Origin of the sequence: Allobosea sp. AK1 (genome assembly GCF_006714945.1) — a bacterium.
Classification (GTDB): domain Bacteria; phylum Pseudomonadota; class Alphaproteobacteria; order Rhizobiales; family Beijerinckiaceae; genus Allobosea; species Allobosea robiniae.
On record NZ_VFMG01000001.1, the window covers coordinates 1770608 to 1791971 of the forward strand.

General features: G+C 64.6%; 21 protein-coding genes and 1 tRNA gene. 12 read left to right on the forward strand and 10 right to left on the reverse strand.

What is annotated here, in order from left to right:
- Nucleotides 1-666: 666 nt before the first annotated feature.
- From FHT98_RS08935 to FHT98_RS08945, 3 genes are all read right to left on the reverse strand, one after another.
- On the reverse strand, nt 667-1479 hold the full coding sequence (locus tag FHT98_RS08935) for a DUF3037 domain-containing protein (RefSeq protein WP_142113798.1): 813 nt from the start codon (nt 1477-1479) through the stop codon (nt 667-669).
- Nucleotide 1480: 1 nt separating this feature from the next.
- Entirely contained in the window at nt 1481-2176 is a 696-nt protein-coding gene (locus FHT98_RS08940) for a HipA family kinase (RefSeq protein WP_142113799.1), read from the reverse strand.
- Between the two features lie 251 nt (nt 2177-2427).
- A complete protein-coding gene (locus tag FHT98_RS08945) occupies nt 2428-3033 on the reverse strand; it encodes a recombinase family protein (protein ID WP_142113800.1) in 606 nt (201 codons plus the stop codon).
- Between the two features lie 538 nt (nt 3034-3571).
- Here FHT98_RS08945 and FHT98_RS08950 point away from each other — a divergent pair.
- The 3 genes from FHT98_RS08950 to FHT98_RS08960 are packed head-to-tail and all read left to right on the forward strand — an operon-like array spanning nt 3572 to nt 5381.
- Entirely contained in the window at nt 3572-4234 is a 663-nt protein-coding gene (locus FHT98_RS08950; protein ID WP_142113801.1) for a hypothetical protein, read from the forward strand.
- Nucleotides 4234-4680: a hypothetical protein gene (locus FHT98_RS08955; protein ID WP_142113802.1), complete on the forward strand. Its 447-nt coding sequence runs from the start codon at nt 4234-4236 to the stop codon at nt 4678-4680. The genes FHT98_RS08950 and FHT98_RS08955 overlap by 1 nt, the downstream gene beginning before the upstream one ends.
- A 5-nt stretch (nt 4681-4685) precedes the next feature.
- Entirely contained in the window at nt 4686-5381 is a 696-nt protein-coding gene (locus tag FHT98_RS08960; protein WP_142113803.1) for a hypothetical protein, read from the forward strand.
- Here FHT98_RS08960 and FHT98_RS08965 read toward each other — a convergent pair.
- The 3 genes from FHT98_RS08965 to FHT98_RS08975 all read right to left on the reverse strand — a co-directional run bounded on the left by FHT98_RS08965 (nt 5378) and on the right by FHT98_RS08975 (nt 7447).
- Complete coding sequence (locus FHT98_RS08965) at nt 5378-6424, reverse strand: reverse transcriptase family protein (RefSeq protein WP_142113804.1); 1047 nt, start codon at nt 6422-6424, stop codon at nt 5378-5380. The two genes, FHT98_RS08960 and FHT98_RS08965, sit on opposite strands and share 4 nt — an antisense overlap.
- Nucleotides 6414-6737 carry a helix-turn-helix domain-containing protein gene (locus FHT98_RS08970; protein ID WP_142113805.1) on the reverse strand — a complete coding sequence of 108 codons (324 nt, stop codon included), beginning with the start codon at nt 6735-6737 and terminating at the stop codon, nt 6414-6416. Before FHT98_RS08970 ends, FHT98_RS08965 begins: the two co-directional genes overlap by 11 nt.
- 634 nt (nt 6738-7371) lie before the next feature.
- Nucleotides 7372-7447, reverse strand: a tRNA-Glu gene (locus FHT98_RS08975).
- A gap of 295 nt (nt 7448-7742) precedes the next feature.
- On the opposite strand from FHT98_RS08975, the gene FHT98_RS08980 reads away from it, so the two are divergent.
- From FHT98_RS08980 to FHT98_RS09000, 5 genes are all read left to right on the forward strand, one after another.
- Nucleotides 7743-8606, forward strand: coding sequence for a ComF family protein (locus tag FHT98_RS08980; protein ID WP_142113806.1), 864 nt, complete (start codon nt 7743-7745; stop codon nt 8604-8606).
- Between the two features lie 28 nt (nt 8607-8634).
- Nucleotides 8635-8892: a glutaredoxin 3 gene (grxC, locus tag FHT98_RS08985; RefSeq protein ID WP_113584495.1), complete on the forward strand. Its 258-nt coding sequence runs from the start codon at nt 8635-8637 to the stop codon at nt 8890-8892.
- Between the two features lie 53 nt (nt 8893-8945).
- Entirely contained in the window at nt 8946-9428 is a 483-nt protein-coding gene (locus FHT98_RS08990) for a DUF1178 family protein (RefSeq protein WP_142113807.1), read from the forward strand.
- Between the two features lie 313 nt (nt 9429-9741).
- Nucleotides 9742-10659, forward strand: coding sequence for a cell wall hydrolase (locus FHT98_RS08995; protein WP_248309182.1), 918 nt, complete (start codon nt 9742-9744; stop codon nt 10657-10659).
- A 164-nt stretch (nt 10660-10823) separates the two neighbouring features.
- Entirely contained in the window at nt 10824-12812 is a 1989-nt protein-coding gene (locus tag FHT98_RS09000; protein WP_142113808.1) for a protein meaA, read from the forward strand.
- A gap of 157 nt (nt 12813-12969) precedes the next feature.
- On the opposite strand, the gene FHT98_RS09005 is transcribed toward FHT98_RS09000, so the two are convergent.
- Nucleotides 12970-13524, reverse strand: coding sequence for a J domain-containing protein (locus FHT98_RS09005; RefSeq protein ID WP_342028493.1), 555 nt, complete (start codon nt 13522-13524; stop codon nt 12970-12972).
- Nucleotides 13525-13683: 159 nt separating this feature from the next.
- On the opposite strand from FHT98_RS09005, the gene FHT98_RS09010 reads away from it, so the two are divergent.
- On the forward strand, nt 13684-13956 hold the full coding sequence (locus tag FHT98_RS09010) for a BolA family protein (protein ID WP_061971418.1): 273 nt from the start codon (nt 13684-13686) through the stop codon (nt 13954-13956).
- Nucleotide 13957: 1 nt separating this feature from the next.
- On the opposite strand, the gene FHT98_RS09015 is transcribed toward FHT98_RS09010, so the two are convergent.
- The 3 genes from FHT98_RS09015 to FHT98_RS09025 form a co-directional block, all read right to left on the reverse strand.
- Complete coding sequence (locus tag FHT98_RS09015; RefSeq protein WP_185745107.1) at nt 13958-15166, reverse strand: MFS transporter; 1209 nt, start codon at nt 15164-15166, stop codon at nt 13958-13960.
- A 73-nt stretch (nt 15167-15239) separates the two neighbouring features.
- Nucleotides 15240-16409, reverse strand: coding sequence for an acetyl-CoA acetyltransferase (locus tag FHT98_RS09020; protein WP_091859931.1), 1170 nt, complete (start codon nt 16407-16409; stop codon nt 15240-15242).
- A 138-nt stretch (nt 16410-16547) separates the two neighbouring features.
- Entirely contained in the window at nt 16548-17453 is a 906-nt protein-coding gene (locus FHT98_RS09025; protein WP_061971413.1) for an EamA family transporter, read from the reverse strand.
- Nucleotides 17454-17668: 215 nt separating this feature from the next.
- On the opposite strand from FHT98_RS09025, the gene FHT98_RS26635 reads away from it, so the two are divergent.
- From FHT98_RS26635 to FHT98_RS09040, 3 genes are read left to right on the forward strand one after another with little or no spacing between them, the layout of a single operon-like run.
- Complete coding sequence (locus tag FHT98_RS26635; RefSeq protein ID WP_185745108.1) at nt 17669-19231, forward strand: D-alanyl-D-alanine carboxypeptidase family protein; 1563 nt, start codon at nt 17669-17671, stop codon at nt 19229-19231.
- 7 nt (nt 19232-19238) lie between these two features.
- Nucleotides 19239-20150 (forward strand): DMT family transporter, encoded by a 912-nt coding sequence (locus tag FHT98_RS09035; RefSeq protein ID WP_142113811.1) that lies wholly within the window; start codon nt 19239-19241, stop codon nt 20148-20150.
- Between the two features lie 14 nt (nt 20151-20164).
- The gene (locus FHT98_RS09040) at nt 20165-21262 is read left to right on the forward strand and encodes a CobW family GTP-binding protein (protein WP_142113812.1); all 1098 of its coding nucleotides are present in this window, start codon (nt 20165-20167) and stop codon (nt 21260-21262) included.
- Nucleotides 21263-21364 lie beyond the last annotated feature (102 nt).

Sequence of the window (21364 nt, forward strand, 5' to 3'; positions counted from 1 at the left end):
AGTGACTGCGCACTGCGCAGGCGGTGCCGCGTATGCAGATCGGCGCGCAGTGCGCAGTGATCGGCGCGCAGTACGATTGACTGCGCAAAGTCTTATTTATCAGCGATCTAGTGGCTTTCCATGGCGATTGAGGCTGCGCAGTAAGAAGCACCGCGCAAGAGTGCGAGCAAATGCGAGCACGATAGCTCTATGTCGCTGGACCGGCGGTTTTCAGCCGAGCAACCGCTACAGAGCGGACAGAAGTTAGCAGATTCACTGAGTCATTGCTGGCGTTGGGACGTGCGAAGGCGCGACGGCAAACCTTGGATGCACTCGAATTGCCGGGGCCCCTGGACACATTTCGCCCTACGGCTTTTCATTAGATGCCTGCCGCCGGGGAATGCGCAATGTCGTTCGAAATGAACCTGGCCCTTTTGAGCATTGGCGCGGTCGCTCTGCTCGCTTTGGTCATGACAATTGCCCGCGCAAGCCAGTTCACGGTCGGCGTCGTGACGATCCCGTGCGGATTGCTCTGCCTTGTGCTGCTAGGACTCGGCTTTCGGGCCGTACAGAAAAGCCTAAGCTAGCGCAGATCGTTTCTGACGGGCGTCGCGCAGTCGAGACGCCAGCGCGGCAGGAGCCCTCTCCAACCGCGCCGCTGCAAGGCCGCGCCACATACTTCCAATCTTAGTGACCAGCAGAGTTTGTCGTCAGGGTGTGGGAATTCTGCCGAATTTCGTCGAGCAGTATTTCCACGTTTGACAAGTCGTACAGCTTAGCATGATGCTCAGCCATCATGTCTTTCAAATAACGCCGGAAATTATCACTTTGCCCGCTTGCGTCAGCGACCACGTTCAGGCGTTTCGGAGAGAATGTACCCTCCGTATGCTTGTACAATAATTGAGCCTCCAAAGCCTTTTTGGCAGCCTCCTTAAGCGCATTATCTTGGCTGCTACCGAGCCTTATTGCATCAATCAGATTGTAGGTGCCATTCTGATAAGCATAGGGAGCGCTGATGGTCAGACCTTCTGGAAGCTCAACCGGATCAGGGTGCTCTACAAATCGCGAAAGGCCAGCCTGAGAGATTTTTCGGCCTAGTTCGGTCGCAACCTTCGGTAGCCGCTTGGCACGCTCGACCTCCCCCACAAGAGAGTTGAAAATATCGTTCAAGAATTCATCAGGATCATCAACAAATGCAGGAAGCATTTCAGATACCCTGATATCATTTGAACGTGAGCGGATGAACGACTGTAGACGATTCAAATCCCATCCGCTTGTAACCTCGTATTTTATTCTATTCTCAAAGCTTTCCTTGAGCGCAGATACATAACTCTTTGAGACGGATCCGAATATTTTTTCAATTTTTGCAACGCTACGCGCGAAGCGCACCCCCACAAATCGCGCTTCTGGCACAACCAAAAAAACGCCAATATTGACGAACTCCAGCCTCTCAGGGACCGAGCTAAACTGGATTATTGCGTATGATGCGCTATAAGACATTTTACTCTTGGCCCAAATCGAATGACTTGTCTTCTAGCCTTGTAAGCATCACTTCCCTTGCCAAGACGGCTCTGGCACATATCACATCGATGAAGCGAGCGCGCTGACGGCCCGTCAATCCCCATTCGCGAGGGACCGAGTCGACAATCTCAGCTGCAACTTCCCTCGTCATTTGCCCCAGCCGATTAGCAGCATTCACCACATACACTGGCCTTAAATAGGGCGCGAAATGCGGAAAATAACCGTAAATCCGATCATCAGAAATTACATAATCGTCATCAAGCTCGTTGTCAAACGTTGTCTCAACAAAACAATGTGAGTGATCCAGCGCGCATAAGATAAATTTCCGACCGGATGGAGAAAAGAACAAGTTGTCAAAATTCGGAGACTGTCGCGTATCATCCGGAGGCCATCTGTCACCATTTCTTATGAGCGTATCAAATGCTACAAGCTTAGCGACATCTTGCGGATTTGCGATTTTTCTTAAGAATGTATCACCGGCGTCACTCGGTGCGCCCGGAATTTTTTGCGAGATAAACGCCGGTCCGTGCTCCATGTGACCCCGATCACGCATGGGTATGTCGATACCTACCACCCGCACCACTGAAAACGGGGGCACGTACAAGCCCAGCCAACAAGCGAGTTCGCCCGCGATCAGTTCGCATACGAGGCTTTCGAAGCCTTGCGGGTTGCCCATGCCCTTTAGGACGCCTGGTCCAAGGTCGGTCTCAACGATAGCGGGCCTGGTACTCGTGCTGAGCGTCTCTATTACCCGGCGAACAACAGTTGGTTGCCAAGAAAGACCACAGTGAAGCATTCCAGTCCCCGCCTCGCACGGCTCATCATCTCAGATGGAGCCATAACAAGCGAGGTTGATACAGCACGTTCACCATCAGGCATCTGACGCCGCACGGCAACGCTTGGCTAGCAAAAATATAACAGATGGCCTTACGCTCGCTTCACCAGGCGCGCGAGGGTGGATCGGCTGGCCCCCGTAGCCATCACTATGGTCGCCCATGTCTGGCCTGCCTTCAGCATCTTGATGATGGCGGCGTTGCGCTCAGCGTCCTCGGGACGGCCACGGTAGCGCCCCCCGGCCTTCGCCTTCGCGATCCCCTGCGCCTGCCTACGCCGCCTGTCGTCATAGTCCTTGCGCGCCACAGCCGCGAGTACGTCCAGCATCATCGCATTGACAGCCCCGAACATGCGGCCGGTGAACTCATCGGCGGGCGCGGCCAGCGTCCATGATGTTGGCAGGTCGAGCGCGACCACCCTGACGGATCGACTATCGAGTTCCGCCCGCAGGCGCTTCCAATCCGTCTCGTTCAGGCGCGATAGTCGGTCCACCTGTTCGATGAGCAGCACGTCGCCTGGCTTGCTGTCCCCGAGCAGCCGGAAGAGTTCAGGGCGGGCGAGCTTCGACCCACTCTCGTTCTCTACATACCAAGACGCGACTGGCAGGCCGCGCTCGGCCGCGAAGCGCTCCAGATCATCGCGGGCGCGAGCGGCGTCCTGCTCATCGGTGGAGGCTCGGAGATAGCAGCGCGCGAGCATGGCCAACACCCCTACGGTTCGATTTACATGGTTCGCATATTATCGGTTCGATTTGAGTTGTAAAGGCGGTTTATGAGACTGGCTCCACGCGCCCCGCACACAAGTCCGCCAGAGGTATACTCTAATCGAACCGGCGCTTGTGCCACCGCCTCGCGCCGTGCAGCACCGAGCTTCGTAGGACTCGCCAGGCTCATCCTCTCGCGATGTCAACGCCTGGCGGAGCCATCCGCGCCGAAACGCCGCCAAGCAGCAAGCGCAACTGGTGCGGAAGTCGAGCGCGATGGATTGCTAGCTTGGAGGGGGTGGGAGCCCCACGACCAGCACCCCGCCGCCGCGCGGGAGGTGATCCACATAGCGGGGCCAATTCCCGTTCTAGGCGCATAGATTTACATGCATTTCAGCGTACAAATGTTTTTGTACTCGGCTGCACGAGGAGCCGACCCGCCGACTAAAAACGCATATAATTCTATGAAATACTTCATATTTACGATGCTGCAACACTGATTTATTATCGCCACATCGAAACGGGAGCGAACCCATGGCCAGTGCAGCGTCGAAGACACCGCGTTCCGCGCGTGAAGACATGGCCAGGCAAGCCGCTGCACTCGAAAGCCAGTGTCAGAAGCTCGGGCTGGCGGTCGGCGACGCCCGCACCGAGTGCAACCGTGCGACGGCGCGCGCCGCCACAGATGGCAGCAAGGCCGCCACGGACGCAAAGGCCGCAGCAACTGGCGCAGTCGTCCGTGCAGAAGCGGAATTGAAAGCTGCTCAGGACGCGTTCCAGCAGGTGAAGGCTGATCTGTCAGCGCTCGACGAGAAGCGCGCCAGCGCTGCTGAGGCCGCCAAGGTCAAGGCGGCGGGCGAGGCGATCCGCAGCATGATCGCAGCCGCCGAACGCGCCGATAAGGCTGCTCTGGAATTCTCGATCTCCTACCGATCATTGCTGGACGATGTGCAGAAGCTTTACGGTCTGGTGCCGTCCGGTCTGAAGGAACAGACGTTCGGCGGTGGCGAGCTTCTTGGCGCAAAGGCGCTCCATGCGACCGCCCTGCTCCTGCTCTCCACTTCTACCGTGGTGCCCCGTCCCATGTTCGCCCCGAGCCCGCACCGCGAGACCTTAGCCTCGCTGGTGGCCTATTTCGGCAAGCCGGTGCTGGACGAAGCCGCCGCCGCTCCACAGTCGGAAACCGAATGGGAGTGATGGCTATGGGCTACAGCCCTGCCGAAGCTGCGCTCTACTGGGCATCGGACCATGCGCAGCCCGGCGCGGCTGTTGAAGTCCCGCTTTCGCCCGGCGAGCGTCTGCATGTTCGTGTCGTGGCACCATACAGCCGGCGCGCCGAGCGGCGCTTCCGGGAAGCCGTGCTGCACGTCAACGCCGATGACGACGACCTGACGGCCTCGCCGCCGGCTGAAGCTCATCTCAGCGTCACCCTTCGCAGTACGGCCTTCGGCGCGAGCGACACCGCCCCGCTCTCTCAGAGCCTGCCTCCAGAGGTGGCGCTGGTCATCCTGCCGGCCGCTGGCCACCTCGTGCATGCCCGCCCCGAGCCGAAGGAACTGACGGTCGAGGTAGCGGCCTCCCAGCCCATCGCGCCGCTTCGGCCGCGTCCCGTGGCCGCGCCCGGAAATCTCGCTCTCACCTGAAAGGCATGACCATGTCCGAAGCCCCGATCTCGGCCAGCCAAGAGCCCGCCGGCTATGCTCCGATCAGCACGACCGCAAGCCGTTCGCTAGCGCCTACCGTGGACCAGATTGCGGCCATGGATCAGTTGACGGCGCGGATGAGCCAGATGGACCGTGATCCTGCCGGACGCGAGCGCCTGATGCAGGCTGTGCATGACGAAATGACGGCCGGCGGCAGCGGCTTGCTCGCACTCGGGGCGGACCCGGCCCGCACGGCTGCCGAGGCGCAGCACAAGGCGATGGCCGACCAGTCTGGCGACCCGGCGGCGGCCGGCGCGACCCCGGCAGCCGATTACTCGGCCCTGCGGCCGGAAGCATTCGGCGATCAGGACGAGCGCCAGGCGTTCGGGGAGGCCATGTCCTCGGCCGGGCTCGATGTCCGGGTGGTTCAGAGCCTCGTAGCGGACGTGGCCGGCGACCGTTATGTCACCGAAGCCATCCGCCGGGGCGAAGCGGGCATTGAAGCCCGGCTCCATGAGGTGCGCGGCTTCTTCGAGCGCAACGGCCAGATGGACGACCTGCGTCTTGCGGTCGCGTTCGGCGAACACCTCGTTGCCAAACAGCCGAAGCTCGCGGCAACCTGGGACGCCGCCATGCTCTCCGAGAACGCGCTGTTTTCGCTGGCCAGCGAGGCGCGACGCCTCGGGTTCACCGCCAGTTAGAACGGCGCATCCGCAGCCACTGCGGACGGCACGGCTTGGCGCTGCTCGCGCTCGATCCGGTAAGCCTCCGCTGCCGCTTTACGTCGCGCATCGCGCTTTTGACGCAGGGAGTTCATCTGATCAGCCGCTTTTCGACCCGCCTCGGTCTTTCCACCAACAATCTGTCGCAAAGTTCCGAGGTACGAAAGCAACCGCTGGCACATAGCGTCTTTCTCATCGTCGGTCACCGCGTTGTGGTAGCCGGTCCACGCCTCCTTGACTTTAAGATTTAGCGAATTTGGAGCCACTAACCTGGAGCCAACCACTCCAATTCCGGTTATAAAGACGGGTCGATTTCCAGTCTTATAAGAAATTTTGTGCGACTGGAGCCCAAATTGCTGAACAACTTCGCGAATCTGCCTGAGCACTTCGCCTGGCACAAAGCGTCCGGAGATTGTCAGATCATCGACCCAAACCGAGTAACGCAAGCCGCGAGCCTCGCATATATCCGCGATCCGGTCGAACATCGGGCGGTGGATCAAACTGCAAAGCACGGGGGTCAGGGGCGATCCAAAAGAAACCTTGTCGTCGATCGTACTAAGGTGCGTTAGGAGCCCAGCCACATCATCATACATGCCAAGGTGATCGCGGAACCACTCCCGAACCATTTGGCTGCTTGTCGAGGGATAGAATTGCCTAAGATCGAGCGTTAGATATTGATCCTGATCAAGATGATGCAGCGCATTATCGCGCTGTCCCCTACCTTTCCTCGGGCTGAACAAATAGCTTGGCTGCTTGACCTTGTTCAGGTGGAATTTCAATCTTTCGTGCACACCACGTAGACGACCCTCGGGGTAAGCGAGGTCTCGCAACTTGGCCTTCTTTCCAGTCTCCACTTGGCGCCGGACTATGAATTGTTCCTTGTAGCTTGCCAATCGACGCAAATCGTCACGGGTCTCTCCAACCAATGACGCTAAATCACGCTGCGTAGGGCGTTGCGCAAACGGCGACCGATCAACCCCATACCTTTCGTAGTGGCTGGCGGCGGTCGATTTACGTGGCATCAGCGATCTCACGAGGGGACAAAGTTTCCAGGAGAGAGAGAACCCTGCTAGCGATTATAAGTTTGCCTCGGGTTTTAATCGGCTCTCCTTCCAGTTCCTCTGCAAAAAATAACAGCTGAGACATCCTGACATGCAGTTTTGAACTATATCGTTCCAGAACTTCCATCGATACCGACTTAGTTCCGCTTTCGATTTCAGAGACCATCGATTGCGATAATTCGAGCTCAGTAGCGATTTGTTTCTGAGAAAGACCGAGATAAAGACGCAACAAACGAAGGGCGTCATTGATCATTGGACGTTTTACTTCACTCATGTCGACGCTCCCTTCGGCTATTTTCGAGGTCGCCGCTCATTCCCGGTCTGACCACCAGAACCAGAAACGCACAACATAGAATGCTGCCTGGCCAAGCCCGACGATCAGCTTCCAAAGCCAACCACGGTTAGACCGGCGGCGACGCCGCTGGTGATGACCTTTTTTGCTCATCGATAGACCCTCTGCCTCCGCCGGCAGGATTGCCGGACGCCCGTAGAAACAGAGGTGCTGTTCAGCGACGTTTGACCTCGAATATGCCGCACCCGAAGCCCGGCGGGTGCGGCGCGCGGCCACGGTCCCATCCAGACGCCGGATCTGAGACGGGAGCATAAAGCTCCCACAGGGCTCCAGGCCCCAACACTTCGACGGGTTCAGCGTGAGCAATCACCACGCTTCCCTTATGAACAGAGTCGCGCGGCTTGTCAAATCGAAAATCGCTCCAAGCGATATTTGATTTAATGAAAGCGCCGAGGCTCGGGACGTCGTGGCCAGCATGCCCGCACGAGAATGAGAGGAAGATACCGTCCGTCGCTGTCTAGGAGCGAGCACTAACGAGCAGGGACGTCTTATTACACGGATATTACACGCCCCGCATAGGGCACTCCGCTAAGCCGTTGATTTCATTGGAAATCGGTGGCGCTCCCTAGGGGACTCGAACCCCTGTTTTCGCCGTGAGAGGGCGACGTCCTAGACCGCTAGACGAAGGGAGCAGCGCTGGCCGAGGGCGCCTGTGTAGTCGGACAGCCGCGCCACCGCAACAGCTTTTTGCATCGTCCGCACATTAAAGATGCCCGGACCGACCGGTGCCCTGCGGAAAGCCGTGCAGGTCGTCGACAGGCACGGGGCAATCCGGCGATGCCAGCCGGCCTGGACCATCCGAAGAACCGCGTTTTCCGATAACCCCGTCGTCGTCCGCAGTTGCCCTCCCGCGCAGGAAGCCTGATGCTGCGGCGATCCCGGCCGGCATGAGCCGGCCGGCTTCGACGGTCGGATGGCGGCACGCCCATGGCGGAGTGGCAGATCGAAACCCCGGTTGGCCAGGCGACCGCCGACGAGGCGCTTGTGACCGGGCACACGCGATCGGCGAACGGGGCACTGCGCGATTCCGCGAAGCGCGCGCGTCTCGCCCTTCGGACGGGCCTGCACGGCCTGCTCGGCATCGTCTACCCGCCGACCTGCATCGCCTGCCGGGCCGCCACGGGAGAAGCACAGGCGCTGTGCCCGGCGTGCTGGCGCGGCGTCGGCTTCATCGAGCGGCCCTATTGCGAGCGGCTGGGCACGCCGTTTCCCGTCGATCTCGGCGCCGGCCTGCTCTCGCCGGCTGCGATCGCCGATCCGCCCGTCTTCGCCCGCGCGCGCGCCGTCTGCCGCTTCGATGGCACGGCGCGCGAACTGGTCCATCGCCTGAAATACGGCGACCGCGTCGAGCTCTCGTTGACGCTCGGCCGGATGATGGCGCAAGCCGGTCGCGAGCTCATCGGCGATGCCGATCTGATCCTGCCGGTGCCGCTCCACCGGACCCGGCTCTGGCGTCGGCGCTTCAACCAGGCCGCAGCCCTGGCACAGGTGGTCGCCCGCGAGGCCGGGCTGCCGCTCGCCACGACGGCATTGACCCGGATCAGACGCACCCGGCAGCAGGTCGGGCTGACGCGTGCCCAGCGCGCCGATAATCTGCAAGGTGCTTTCCATATACCGGCAGCGATGCGCGGGCTTGTCGAAGGCCGGCGCGCCCTGCTGGTCGACGACGTGCTGACCACCGGCGCGACGGTCAATGCCGCCTCGCGCGCCCTGCTGCGGGCCGGCGCGAGCGCCGTCGATGTGCTGACCTTCGCACGGGTCGTGACGGATGGCCGGGAAGGCACTACATGAGGGTCATCGCAACGAGAGACACGTCCTCATGCCGCCGGTTACGATCTACACCACGCCCTGGTGCCCCTATTGCCATGCGGCCAAGGCCCTGCTGGCGCGCAAGGGCGTGGCCTTCACCGAGATCGACGTCGACGGCAAGCCGGAATTGCGCCAGGCCATGACGCTGCGCGCTGGCGGGCGCACCTCGGTGCCGCAGATCTTCATCGGCGAGCAGCATGTCGGCGGTTCCGACGATATCCACGCGCTCGACGCCCGCGGCGAACTCGACAAGCTTCTGGCGGCCTGACGCCCCGGCAGGCCCGGTTGCCTTGGCGGCCTCCCGCCACCATCTATGACGACATGATCCGTTACGCCCTCATCTGCGACAGCGCCCACGAATTCGAGAGCTGGTTCGCCTCCTCGGCCAGCTTCGAGGACCAGACGAAGCGCGGCTTCGTCACCTGCCCGGTCTGCAACAGCGCGAAGATCGGGCGCGCGATCATGGCGCCCAATGTCGCCCGCACCGATCTCGGCCCGAAGGCGACGGGGCCGGTAGCGGAGACTCCCGCCCCGGCAGCAGCGACGTCGGCGCCTGCGCCGGTCGCCCTGATGAGCGAGAAGGAGCAGGCCTTCCGCGAGATGGTGACGGCACTGCACCGGCATGTCAGCGAGAACGCCGAGCATGTCGGCAAGCGCTTCGCCGACGAGGCGCTGAAGATCCATCACGGGGAAGCGGAAGAGCGCGCCATCTATGGCGAGGCGACGCCGGACGATGCCCGGATGCTGCATGAGGAGGGCGTCGATTTCCTGCCGTTGCCGCGCCTGCCCGGCTCGGGGAACTGAAGCGTCCCTCGGTCGTTTCCGATCACAAAGCTGCGCTCGCAGCGACTTTCATCAGTGCCGATATTGCGGTTTCGGCATGCAGGGCGAGGCTGCCCGAATGAAATTTTTCGGCGCGGCGGCGTAAATTTTTTCGTTCTGTAACAAGGCGCTATCGGTCGGGCGCCTCCCGCCGGAAGGCGTCTCGACGCGCTCTGCCCCGCTTCCCCTCTTCCGTCCCGGATTAACTTTCTGTTAAGGAATTCGCGGTTCCTTGCCGGCAATACCGGTTTGCCGCCCTCGGCGATCACGGGTCCGGAATTCAGGAGGTTGCCGCATGAAGCGGACCGCGATCGCTGCGCATGGTCTTCGTTCCGGTGAGAAATCCCGGCATGGCAGCAAGGCGATCCCGCTTCTGATTGCGCTGGCGGCTCCGGCTCTCGGCGCCTGCAGCATGTCCCCGGTCGAGACGGCCGCAACCTCCGCAGCCGCGGCTCCCGCAGTGAAGGAGCCCGCCAAGGCGCGCAGGCATGCGGTGGCGCTGGCCAAGGCCAATCCGCGCGAGAAGGAATGCCTCGTCCGCGCGATGTATTTCGAATCGAACCGGTCGAGCGAGTCCGGCCTGCTCGGCGTCGGCACCGTCGTGATGAACCGGGTCGAGTCGGCCAAATACCCCGAGACGATCTGTGGCGTGGTCGGGGCACCGCGCCAGTTCGCCGCCGGCGTCCTGACCCGGCCGATGACGGACAACGTCCTGCCGAAGGTCGAGGCTATCGCCGAGGACATTCTCAACGGTCGCCGCAACGATGCGGTCGGAGCGGCCAAGCACTTCCACATGGCCGGCCTGCGCTTCGGCTACAAGAACATGCATTACGTGACCGTGGCCGGCGGCAACGCCTTCTATGTCAAGGGCGAGCGTCCCGAGCGCCGCCGCATCGAGGAACCGGCGGTCCAGCTCGCCTCGGCCTCCACCACCTCCGTGCCGCTCACGACAGCGTCTTCTTCCGCAACCACCGCGGCCTCTTTCGCCTCGGCCCCGCTCGCCTTCGCGCCCGAGACGCCCGCGCCGAAGCTGCCCGCGCTCGAGAACCCGATCGTGACGCTGGTCAAGAACGCGCCCCTGCCGCCCGGCCGCCCGCTCGATCTCGACCTGCCCAAGGCGCCCTTGCGTGCCTTTGTCGCCCCGCCGAAGGACGACCGCCGCGTCGCGCTGCTGCGGACGGCGGATATCAGGGGCAGCCTGTCCTCGCGGTAATCGCGCGCAAGCCTGCTGCTGCCCCTCACAATCCTTATCCTGAGGAACCGCGCGAGCGGCCCGAGGCGCCGTCAGCCTAACGTCGCAGGGGACACAGCCGCAGCTCTGGCGTTATCTTCGCCGCAGTGCAACATTCAGATTGCTCTGCAATACGGGGAGACGCCATGACCGCGACGGACCAAGGCGGCCGGGAAACGGCCCAGCGCGACAAGCCGTGGATCTTCCGGACCTATGCCGGCCATTCCGACGCGGCGGAGTCCAACAAGCTCTACCGGACCAATCTCGCCAAAGGCCAGACCGGCCTCTCCGTCGCCTTCGACCTGCCGACGCAGACCGGCTACGACCCCGACCATGTCCTGTCGCGCGGCGAGGTCGGCAAGGTCGGCGTGCCGATCACGCATCTCGGCGATATGCGGGCGCTGTTCGACCAGATCCCGCTGGCGCAGATGAACACCTCGATGACGATCAACGCGACGGCAGCCTGGCTGCTCTCGCTCTACATCGCCGTCGCCGACGAGCAGGGCGCCGACCGCAAGCTGCTGCAGGGCACGACCCAGAACGACCTCGTCAAGGAATACCTGTCGCGCGGCACCTATGTCTTCCCGCCGCGCCCCTCGATGCAGCTCACCACCGACATCGTCGTGTTCACGGCCAACGAATTGCCGAAATGGAACCCGACCAACGTCTGCTCCTACCATCTGCAGGAGGCCGGGGCCTCGCCGGTGCAGGAGCTCTCCTTCGCACTGGCGACGGCCATCGCCCTGCTCGATTCGATCCGTGCCCGGCCGGAAGTCTCGGCCGAGGAATTCCCTGGCACGGTCGGCCGCATCTCCTTCTTCGTGAATGCCGGGATGCGCTTCGTCACCGAGCTCTGCAAGATGCGGGCTTTCGTCGAGCTCTGGGACGAGATCACGCTTGGCCGCTATGGCATTGCGGACGAGGCCATGCGGCGCTTCCGCTATGGCGTGCAGGTCAATTCGCTCGGGCTGACCGAGCCGCAACCGGAGAACAACGTCTACCGCATCCTGATCGAGATGCTGGCGGTGACGCTGTCGAAGAAGGCGCGCGCGCGGGCGGTGCAGCTCCCGGCCTGGAACGAGGCGCTCGGCCTGCCCCGCCCTTTCGACCAGCAATGGTCGCTGCGCATGCAGCAGGTCCTGGCCTATGAGACCGACCTGCTCGAATTCGGCGACATCTTCGACGGCTCGACCGTGGTCGATGCCAAGGTGGCCGCGCTCAAGGCTGCGGCGCTGGAGGAGCTCGCCAAGATCGACGACATGGGCGGCGCGCTCGCCGCCGTCGAGAGCGGCTACATGAAGGAGGCGCTGGTCGAGAACGGCGCCCGCCGCATCGAGGCGATCGAGCGTGGCGAGCAGGTCGTCGTCGGCGTCAACAAGTTCACCAACAGCGAGCCTTCCCCGCTCTCGGCCGGCGAGGGCAACGTCGTCACCGTGCCGGATTCGGTCGAGACCGAGGCGATCGCCCGGCTCAAGGCCTGGCGCTCGGCCCGCGATACCAAGGCGGCCGAGGCAGCGCTGGCCGAACTCGCCGCCAGCGCCCGCGAGAACCGCAATGTCATGCCGGCCTCGATCGCCTGCGCCAAGGCCGGCGTCACCACCGGCGAATGGGCACAGACCCTGCGCGAGATCTTTGGCGAGTACCGCGCCCCCACCGGCGTCGACACGACCAAGCTCGGCGATGCGACCGGCCTCGCCACCGCCAGGGCAGCGGTCGAGAAGGCGACCGAGCGGCTCGGCCGCGCCCCGCGCTTCCTCGTCGGCAAGCCCGGCCTCGACGGCCATTCCAACGGTGCCGAGCAGATCGCCGTGCGCGCCCGCGATGCCGGGATGAGCGTCAGCTATGGCGGCATCCGCCAGACGCCGGAGGAGATCGTCAGCGAAGCCCGCGAGCAGCAGGCCGACATCATCGGGCTCTCGATTCTCTCGGGCTCGCATCTGCCATTGGTCCGCGACGTCACGGCGCGTCTGCGCGTCGCCGGCATGGACGTGCCCGTGGTGGTCGGCGGCATCATCCCGCCCGACGACGAGAACGCCTTGCGCAACATGGGCGTGGCGCGGGTCTATACGCCCAAGGATTTCGCGCTGGACGGCATCATCGCCGATGTCGCGGGGCTGGCGGCGAAACAAAGGTGAGCGTCATCCCGCACGCGCTGCGGCACGCAGTGCTGCTGCGCAGATGCGGGACCGTGTGACGAGAGGGCGCCTTTTTCTGCGGCGGTCCCGTGTCTGCGTCGCAGCACTGCGTGCCGCGACGCGCACGGGATGACAGCGCCCGCTATTCTCTTCCCCCTCAGACCATCCCCACGCTCTTCAGCTGCTGATAGGCCTTCAGGATCTCCTGAAGCGTGCCCTCGCGCGAGCGATCGCCGCCATTGGCGTCCGGATGGAAGCGCTTCACCAGTTCCTTGTAGCGCGCCTTGATCGCGGCGGAATCGGCGGTGTCGTCGAGGCCAAGCGTATCCAGCGCCTTGCGCGCCACGATGCCGACGCGCGATTCGGGCTGGGCCGCCTGCTGCTTGTTCCGGGCGCCGAACAGGTTGAAGGCATCGTGCATGTCGGCGGCGGCCTCGCCGTTGGCCTTGCGTCCGCGCTGCGACATCCGCGCCGCCTTGGAGTTGACGCCGAGCTTCCAGGTCGGCCGATGGCCGATCTCCTCCTGCTTGGCGTAAGCGGCGAGCGCATCGTCATCCATGCCCGCGAAATAATTGTAGGTCGCGTTATAGGCCTTCACATGCTCCATGCAGAACAGGAAGAACTGGCCTTCGCGGCCGCGGCCCTTCGGCGCCCGGAACTCGCCCGTGCGGGCGCAGCCCGGATGGCTGCAACGCGGCGCATCGCTTTCCACGGGCGCTTCCGCCTCGGAAGCTCCGATCCTGATGCTGTCGAAAAGGCGAGAGTTGATGTTCATCGTCGACGGGTTATGAGACGCAAGGGCTAGGGCCGGCAAGTGCGATGCAGCACATCGCCGAACCGACAGAACAATCATGGTAACGGTGGCGCGATCATGACCTCAATCAGCGAAAGAATCACGCAAAAGCTGACCGCGGCCTTTGCGCCACAGGCGCTCAGGGTGATCGACGAATCGCACCAGCATCAGGGCCATGGCGGCTGGCGCGAGGGCGGCGAGACTCATTTCAGGGTCGATATCGTATCGGAGGCCTTCGCTGGCAAGAGCCGGCTCGAACGCCACCGCCTCGTCAACGCGGCACTGGCGCAGGAACTGGCCGACCGCGTGCACGCCCTGGCGATCGCGGCGAAGGCTCCGGGCGAAGGCTGAGCTAGGTTGCCGCAGGGACGACGGCCTTGGGCTCCGCCGGTGCGGCGATATAGATGGCCAGCGTCACGGCGAGCATCGCGCCCATGAAGACGAACAGCCAGCCAAAGGTCGCCTGCGCATCGTAGCCGCGCCCGTCGAGAGCGTTCACCAGGCGTCCCGAGAGCCACTGCATCACGCCCGCCCCACCCATGAAGACGAAATTCATGAAGGTGACGCCGCGGCCGATCTCCTGGGGCGACATGAAGGCGCGCGCATGCGCCATCACCACGGCATAGGTGACGCCGAACAGGCCGATGACGAGGAGCAGGCCGACCGCAAGGCGCGACGATGCCTCGCCCCACAGAGCCAGCGAGAAACACGCAAGGGCGACGGTCACCGCACAGGCGATGACCGTGGGCTTGGCGCCGATCCGCCGATAGAGCGGCAGCACCAGGAGCGCACCCGCCGCGATAAAGCCGCCCATGGTCATCGCAGCATAGCTCGTGGCAGCGAGGTCGAAGCCGTGCACCGTCTGGAGATAGGGCGCGATCCACAAACCCCGGATCGAGATCGTCACGCCATAGCTCACGAAGGTGAAGGGGAAGATCAGCCAGAGCGGCCGTTTCACCACGATCTGCTTGATCCCGCCCAGCAGCGAGACATGCTGTTGCGCGGCGCCAGGCAGCGGCGGCGGGTCCTTCAGCAGCAGCACCACGAGCAGGGCCGTCAGCGCCACGATTCCGGCAAGGCCGAACACCGTCGCGCGCCAGCCATAGGCCGCCAGGAAATAGGCGAGCGGCGCGCCGCTCAGCGGATCACCGATGCAGCCGAACCCGATCAGGAAGGATGACATCGTGGCGAAATGCCGGGGCGAATAGAGCCGCGCAGCCAGATAGAAGCCGGACATCAGGATCGGCGCGCAGCCGATCCCGATCAGCGCGAGCGCCGTCAGGGCGGAGAGATAACCGCGCGACAGGCCGAAGATCACCGTCCCAACGAAGGCGACCAGGAGGAACCCTGCCAGCGTCCGCCGCGGGCCGATCCGGTCGAGTGCATAACCGACCGGGAATTGCGTAAGCGCGAAGGCGATCAGCCAGGCGGCCTGCAGGCTGCCGAGCTGGCCCTGGTCGAGGCCGAGGTCTCGCGTCAGGTCCCCGGAGATCACCGCCAGGAACGAGCGGAAGAACTGGCTCAGGATATAGGCCAGCAGCAGGACCAAGAAGCTCGTCACGACAATCCGCCTTCATCCGGCGGACTGTGCCGCAAGCCTTCTTTCCGGGCTCGTCCTGGCCTGGAAGCCGGCCTCACTTGATCCGTTCGAGCACGGAGACGTAGTTGGCGACCGCGGCCCCGCCCATGTTGAAGATGCCGCCGAGGCGCGGCTCGCTGAGCTGCATGCCCTCCGGCGCCTCCCCGGTGAGCTGCATGGCGGAAAGCACATGCATCGAGACGCCGGTCGCGCCGATCGGGTGGCCCTTGGCCTTGAGGCCGCCGGACACGTTGACCGGCAGCTTACCGTCCTTCTGGGTCCAGCCTTCCTTGATCGCGCGGGCCCCGTCGCCTTCCCGGGTCAGGCCCATCGCCTCGTATTCGATCAGCTCGGCGACGGTGAAGCAGTCATGCGTCTCGACGAAGGAGAGATCGTCGAGCGTTACGTTCGCCTTGGCCAGCGCCTGTTTCCAGGCGAGCGCGCCGCCCTCGAATTTCAGGATGTCGCGCTTCGACATCGGCAGGAAGTCCTGGACATGGGCCATGCCGCGGAAGCCGACGGCGCGGCGCATCCTGAGCGCGGTCTCCTCGTCGGCCAGCACCAGCGCAGCGGCGCCGTCCGAGACCAGCGAGCAGTCGGTGCGCTTCAGCGGCCCGGCGACATAGGGGTTCTTCTCGCTCTCCTCGCGGCAGAAGGCGTAGCCGAGGTCCTTGCGCATCTGCGCATAGGGATTCGCGACGCCGTTCTTGTGGTTCTTCGCCGCGATCATCGCGAGCGCGTCGGACTGGTCGCCATGGCGTTGGAAATAGGCCGCTGCGATCTTGCCGAAGACGCCGGCGAAGCCGCCCTGCACCTCGCTATCCTCCGGCAGGTAGGAGGCCTTCAGAAGGTTCTTGCCGATCTCGGGGCCGGGCGTCTTGGTCATCTGCTCGACGCCGACGACGAGCACGACCTTGGCGTCACCGGCCCGAATCGCGCGCACGCCCTGGTGCACCGCGGCAGAGCCGGTCGCGCAGGCGTTCTCGACACGCGTCGTCGGCTTGAAGCGCAGGGCAGGATCGGCCTGCAAGACCAGCGATGCGGTGAAATCCTGGGCCGAGAAGCCGGCGTTGTAGTGGCCGAGCACGATCTCGTCGACCTCGTCGGCCGTGATGCCGGCATCGACCAAAGCCTCGGTCGCCACCCGCACGATCAGGCTCTCGACGGTCTCGGCATCCTGCTTGCCGAACGGTGTATGGGCCCAGCCGACGATCGCAGCGCTCATGGCGAAATCTCCCTTACTGTGCAGCTACACGTTATTTTGGCAACCCCGCGCCGCCAGGCAAGCCGGTATCCGCGCATGGTGGCCGTGCACGGATCGGCTGGCAGGGCATCTGCCTTCAGCACTAGCGGCCCCGTCCGTTCATCGCAACGCCAGAGACAGCAGCAACCCGACCCCGCCGACAATCATCGCCATGCCCAGGATTTCGCGCCGGCTCGTCCCCTCCGCGAACAGTTTGCGCGAGGCGATCTGCGCCAGCGGCACCTCGATCAAAGCCAGCGTCCGGACATTGGCCGCCGTCGTCAGCGAGAAACCGATGAACCAGAACTGCGAGGCAGCCGCGCCGAGGAAGCCGGCCGAGAGCGAGCGGCGCCAGCTCTTCAGGCTGAGGATCAACGCCTGCCGGTCGGCGACCAGCATATAGGCGACCAGCAGCAGGGTCTGGAGCCCGAGGCCGAGCACGAGGATGGTCGAGGCCCGAATCAGGAACTCACCCTCGGGCAGCGCCTGGATGCCACCGCGGAAGCCGATCGCCGAGAGCGCGAAGAAGGCTCCGGAGACGATGCCGAGCACCGCCGGCCGCAGGCCTGCGCGCGTCAGTTTCTCGCCGGGCTTCCACGACACCACGATCACGCCGGCCGTCGCGATCGCGATCGCCAGGAACTTCATCGGCGTCAGCGCATCGCCGAGCAGCGCCGCACCGAACAGCGCGACCTGCACCGGCTCGGTCTTGGTATAGGCCGTCGTTACCGCGAAGGAGCGCTCGCGCATCGCTGCCAGCATCAGCGCGGTGGCGGCGATCTGCGTCAGCGCCCCCCAGAGCGTATAGCCGAACGAGGCCATGCCGATCTCCGGGGGCAATCGCTGCAGGCCGAGGCAGGCGAGCGCCAGGAACAGCATCGCGAAGGGCAGGCCGAACAGGAAGCGGACCTGCGTCGCCCCGACGACGCCGATGGTTTCGGTGAGCGAGCGCTGCGCCAGGTTGCGCGCGGTCTGCAAGAGCGAGGCGATGATGGTCGCCGGTATCCAGAGAAGGCCGAAAGCCACGCGACAAGCCCTAGAAAAGCGAAGGAGGCGTCGCTTGTGGACCGCCCGCCGCAGCTAGGCAAATCGCTGCGCAAGGGGTAGGTATGCATTCACGGGCGGGCGATTGTGGCGGCCGTCTCGAAATTGCCGCATGCATCGCGTTGAACCGTGCGCCGTCGTCACTGGCCAAGCTATCCGCAAGACCGCTCCGAGCAAGACAGGTTCAGACCCGCCCGATGATCGCTTCCCGCCTCGCAGCCGCCCTCGCCCTCGGAGCCGTCCTGACGGGACCGGCCTATGCCGGAACCAGCCTCGTCATCGACGCCTCCAGCGGTGCCGTGCTGTCGAGCGAGAATGCGAACCAGGCCTGGCGTCCGGCCTCCACGACCAAGATGATGACGATCTATCTCGCGCTGAAGGCGGTGCGGGAAGGGCGTTTGAGCCTGGAGACCGCTATCCCGGTCTCGAAGCTCGCCGCCAGCCAGCCGCGCGTGAAGGTCTATGCAAAGCCGGGGTCGGAGATCACCCTCGACAACGCTTTGCGCATCATGATGGTGAAATCGGCCAACGACATCGCCTATGTCGTGGCCGAGGGCGTCGGCGGCGACGTTCCGAGCTTCGTCGCCATGATGAACGCCGAGGCGCAGCGCCTCGGCATGCGCGATACCCGCTTCGTCAATCCCAATGGCTGGGACCATCCGGACCAGCAGACCAGCGCCCGCGACCTCGCCGTGCTCGCCATGGCGCTGATGCATGATTTCTCTGATTATTCCGATTACTGGGGCACCTCGGCCGTGCAGCTCGGCAAGCAGGTGATGCACAACACCAATGGGCTGGTCGGGCGCTATTCCGGCATCAGCGGCATGAAGACCGGCTTCACCTGCGCCTCCGGCTTCAACGTGGTCGCGACGGCGAACCGCGGCGGGCGCACGCTCATCGCCGTGGTGCTGGGCTCGCTTTCCGGCGCCGAGCGGACGGTGCAGGCAGCCCAGCTTCTCGATGCGGGCTTCGCCTCCTGGGGCGGCACCGGCTACAGCGTCGCCTCGATGCCGCCGAGCGGCACCCGCGCGCCCAATATCTGCGACGACGTGCGCCATCGTGGCGGCGGGGCCGCGCTCGCCGACGATGCCGATCTCTCCGGCCCGATCTCGGCCATGGCCACCGCCAATAGCGGCAACGAAGCCGATGGCGGGCGCTTTGCGACGGCGCTCTCCGCCCAGTCGACCGCACCGGTCGCGAGCCGTTCTCCGCGCGGACGCATCACGCTGGGCCCGCGCGCCCAGGTCTCCCCGATCCAGGTCTCCTTCGGCCGCTCGCCGGGCTCCGCTTCCGCCCCGCTCGCCGCCAATGCCACGGCGCAGCCGAGCTCGCGCGTTGCCCGCGGTACCCCGACGATCGAGCCGGATGCTCCGGTCGCCGCCGGCCTCGCCATTCCCCCGACCCGTCGCACCGCTTCGAGCAACGGCGCGATCCCGCGCGGCACAACCGCCTTCGCGCCCGCAAGCGCGCCGGTCCAGCCCTCGGCCGATGCCTTCGAAGGCGGCCCGCTGCGCCTCCAGGGTGCCGTCCGGCCCGGCGCCGCCAATGCCGCGAGCCTGCGCCCCGGCGCGGCCGCCGGCATCAAGCCCGCCCCGCGCAAGGCGCAGGCCGCCAAGACCCAGCCGGCAAAGGCCCAGCCGCTCAAGACCCCGCCGGCCCGCACCTTGCCGGCCAAGCCCAAGCCTTCCCAGGCTGCCGCGAAGCCGCCAGCGGCCAAGCCCGCGGCCGGAGCCAAGGCCAAGCCCGGCAACGACGCCTGAGGCCTGATTGAACCCAGGCAGCCCTGATCGGGACCAAACCAGCGAACGCCGGGGATTCGTCCTGGCGCTGGCTTCGGCCGCTGCCTTCGGCACGAATATCGTCAGTGCCCAGATCGCCGGCCAAGCGGGCCTGAGCGGCCCGCTCCTCGTCTTCTACCGCGTCTTCCTGATGCTCGTCCTCGTCGGCGGAGCCGCCTTATTCTGGCGCGGATCGCTGGCCCTGCGGCGCGGCGAGCGGCAGCCCGTGCTGCTCTTCGGCCTGGCGACGGCGCTGGTCGGCATCGCCTATCTCTCATCGGTCGCCTTCGTGCCCGTCTTGGTCGCGGCGGTGGTGTTCTACACCTTTCCGATCCTGATCGTCCTGGCCGAGCCGGTTCTGACCCCTGCTCCCTTCCGCGCCGACAGGCTGGCAGTCGCCCTCGCAGCCTTTCTCGGCATCGCCCTCGTCGTCGGGCCTGACCTGCATGGGCTCGATCCGCGCGGCCTGGCGCTCGCGATGCTGGCGAGCCTCAGTGCGGCCGCGCAGTTCTTCGCCGCTGCCCGCTGCGCGGAAACGCCGACCCTGCCCAAACTGTTCTGGTCGCATGTCGTCATCCTGCCGGTCGCGGCGCTGGTGCTGCTGGCGACCGGCGGCTTCCTGCCGCCACAGACCTTCCTGCTCGCGCCGATCGCCGTCGCCATCACCTATGGCGGCTATGTCGTCGGCTTCCTGTTCCAGATCCTGGCGCTCGCCCGCATCGCGCCGGGCCCGGCCGGGCTTGCCTTCTGCGCCGAGCCGGTCTTCGCCGTCATTATCGCCGCCGTCGTGCTCACTGAGCGGCTGGGCCCGCTGCAATATGCCGGCTGCGCCCTTGTCATCGCCGCCATCGCCACTAATGTAATATTAGAACAAACGAGGCGGAGCACCGTGCCTGCCTAAAGGCTCAGCGATCCATGACCGGCGACCCTGCCCGCCCCCTCCCCGTTCCGCTCACCCTGCTGACCGGCTTCCTCGGCGCCGGCAAGACCACCTTGCTGAACCGCCTGCTGAAGGACCCGGCGCTCGCCGGCACGCTCGTGCTCGTAAACGAATTCGGCGAGATCGGCCTCGACCACCTGATGATCGAGGGCATCGAGGAGAACATGATCCTCCTCGAATCCGGCTGCCTCTGCTGCACCATCCGCGACGATCTCATCGTCACGCTGGAAGACCTGCTGCGCGGGCGCGACAACGGCCGCATCGCGCCCTTCTCGCGCCTCGTCATCGAGACGACCGGCCTCGCCGACCCGGCCCCGATCCTGAACGTCCTGATCAACCACCCCTATCTCGCGATGCGCTTCCGGCTCGACGGCGTCGTCACGCTGGTCGATGCCGTCAACGGCATGGCGACGCTCGATGCGCATGAGGAGGCGCGGCGCCAGGTCGTCGCCGCCGACCGGCTCGTCCTGACCAAGACCGAGCTCGCCGCATCGGTGAGCCTGGCCGTCCTGCGCGAGCGTCTCGACGGGCTCAATCCAGGCATCGCCATCCTGCGGCCGGACGCCCCCGCCACCGACCTGATCGGCGCCGGCCTCTACGATCTCGCGCAACAGCCCCATGCCCTGCGCCACTGGCTCGCCGAAGACGCATTGCCCGGCCACCACCATCATCACGACCACGATCACCACCATCATGGGCACGACCATGGCGATCGTCAGGACCCGCATGACGTCAACCGCCACGACGCCTCGATCCGCGCCTTCGTCCTGACCGCGGAGCAACCCGTCGCCCGCACCACCTTCGACCTGTTCTGGACCCTGCTGCGCTCCATCCATGGTCCGCGCCTGCTGCGCTTGAAAGGGCTGGTGGACATCGCCGGCGAGCCCGGCCGCCCCCTGCTCGTCCATGCCGTCCAGCAGATCCTACATCCGCCGATCCAGCTCGATGCCTGGCCGGATGCGGATCACCGCTCCCGCCTCGTCCTGATCGTCAAGGACGTCGAGGAGGACACCGTGCGCAAGCTCTGGTCCGCCTTCCTTGGTCAGGCATCCGCGCAGCCGCAGCCCGCCTGACCTGTCGGCCCGTTTCTTGAACCCAAACCCCTGATGGATGAGGCGCGCCCGCGTGCCTTGCCATTCCGGCACAGCAACGCGCCGGAACGATCCAGCGAGGGT

Coding starts and splice junctions, on each gene's coding strand:
- FHT98_RS08935 (WP_142113798.1), bottom strand. CDS start 1,479: ATGTCTTATAGCGCATCATACGCAATAATCCAGTTTAGCTCGGTCCCT.
- FHT98_RS08940 (WP_142113799.1), bottom strand. CDS start 2,176: ATGGGCAACCCGCAAGGCTTCGAAAGCCTCGTATGCGAACTGATCGCG.
- FHT98_RS08945 (WP_142113800.1), bottom strand. CDS start 3,033: ATGCTCGCGCGCTGCTATCTCCGAGCCTCCACCGATGAGCAGGACGCC.
- FHT98_RS08950 (WP_142113801.1), top strand. CDS start 3,572: ATGGCCAGTGCAGCGTCGAAGACACCGCGTTCCGCGCGTGAAGACATG.
- FHT98_RS08955 (WP_142113802.1), top strand. CDS start 4,234: ATGGCTATGGGCTACAGCCCTGCCGAAGCTGCGCTCTACTGGGCATCG.
- FHT98_RS08960 (WP_142113803.1), top strand. CDS start 4,686: ATGACCATGTCCGAAGCCCCGATCTCGGCCAGCCAAGAGCCCGCCGGC.
- FHT98_RS08965 (WP_142113804.1), bottom strand. CDS start 6,424: ATGCCACGTAAATCGACCGCCGCCAGCCACTACGAAAGGTATGGGGTT.
- FHT98_RS08970 (WP_142113805.1), bottom strand. CDS start 6,737: ATGAGTGAAGTAAAACGTCCAATGATCAATGACGCCCTTCGTTTGTTG.
- FHT98_RS08980 (WP_142113806.1), top strand. CDS start 7,743: ATGGCGGAGTGGCAGATCGAAACCCCGGTTGGCCAGGCGACCGCCGAC.
- grxC (WP_113584495.1), top strand. CDS start 8,635: ATGCCGCCGGTTACGATCTACACCACGCCCTGGTGCCCCTATTGCCAT.
- FHT98_RS08990 (WP_142113807.1), top strand. CDS start 8,946: ATGATCCGTTACGCCCTCATCTGCGACAGCGCCCACGAATTCGAGAGC.
- FHT98_RS08995 (WP_248309182.1), top strand. CDS start 9,742: ATGAAGCGGACCGCGATCGCTGCGCATGGTCTTCGTTCCGGTGAGAAA.
- FHT98_RS09000 (WP_142113808.1), top strand. CDS start 10,824: ATGACCGCGACGGACCAAGGCGGCCGGGAAACGGCCCAGCGCGACAAG.
- FHT98_RS09010 (WP_061971418.1), top strand. CDS start 13,684: ATGACCTCAATCAGCGAAAGAATCACGCAAAAGCTGACCGCGGCCTTT.
- FHT98_RS09020 (WP_091859931.1), bottom strand. CDS start 16,409: ATGAGCGCTGCGATCGTCGGCTGGGCCCATACACCGTTCGGCAAGCAG.
- FHT98_RS26635 (WP_185745108.1), top strand. CDS start 17,669: ATGATCGCTTCCCGCCTCGCAGCCGCCCTCGCCCTCGGAGCCGTCCTG.
- FHT98_RS09040 (WP_142113812.1), top strand. CDS start 20,165: ATGACCGGCGACCCTGCCCGCCCCCTCCCCGTTCCGCTCACCCTGCTG.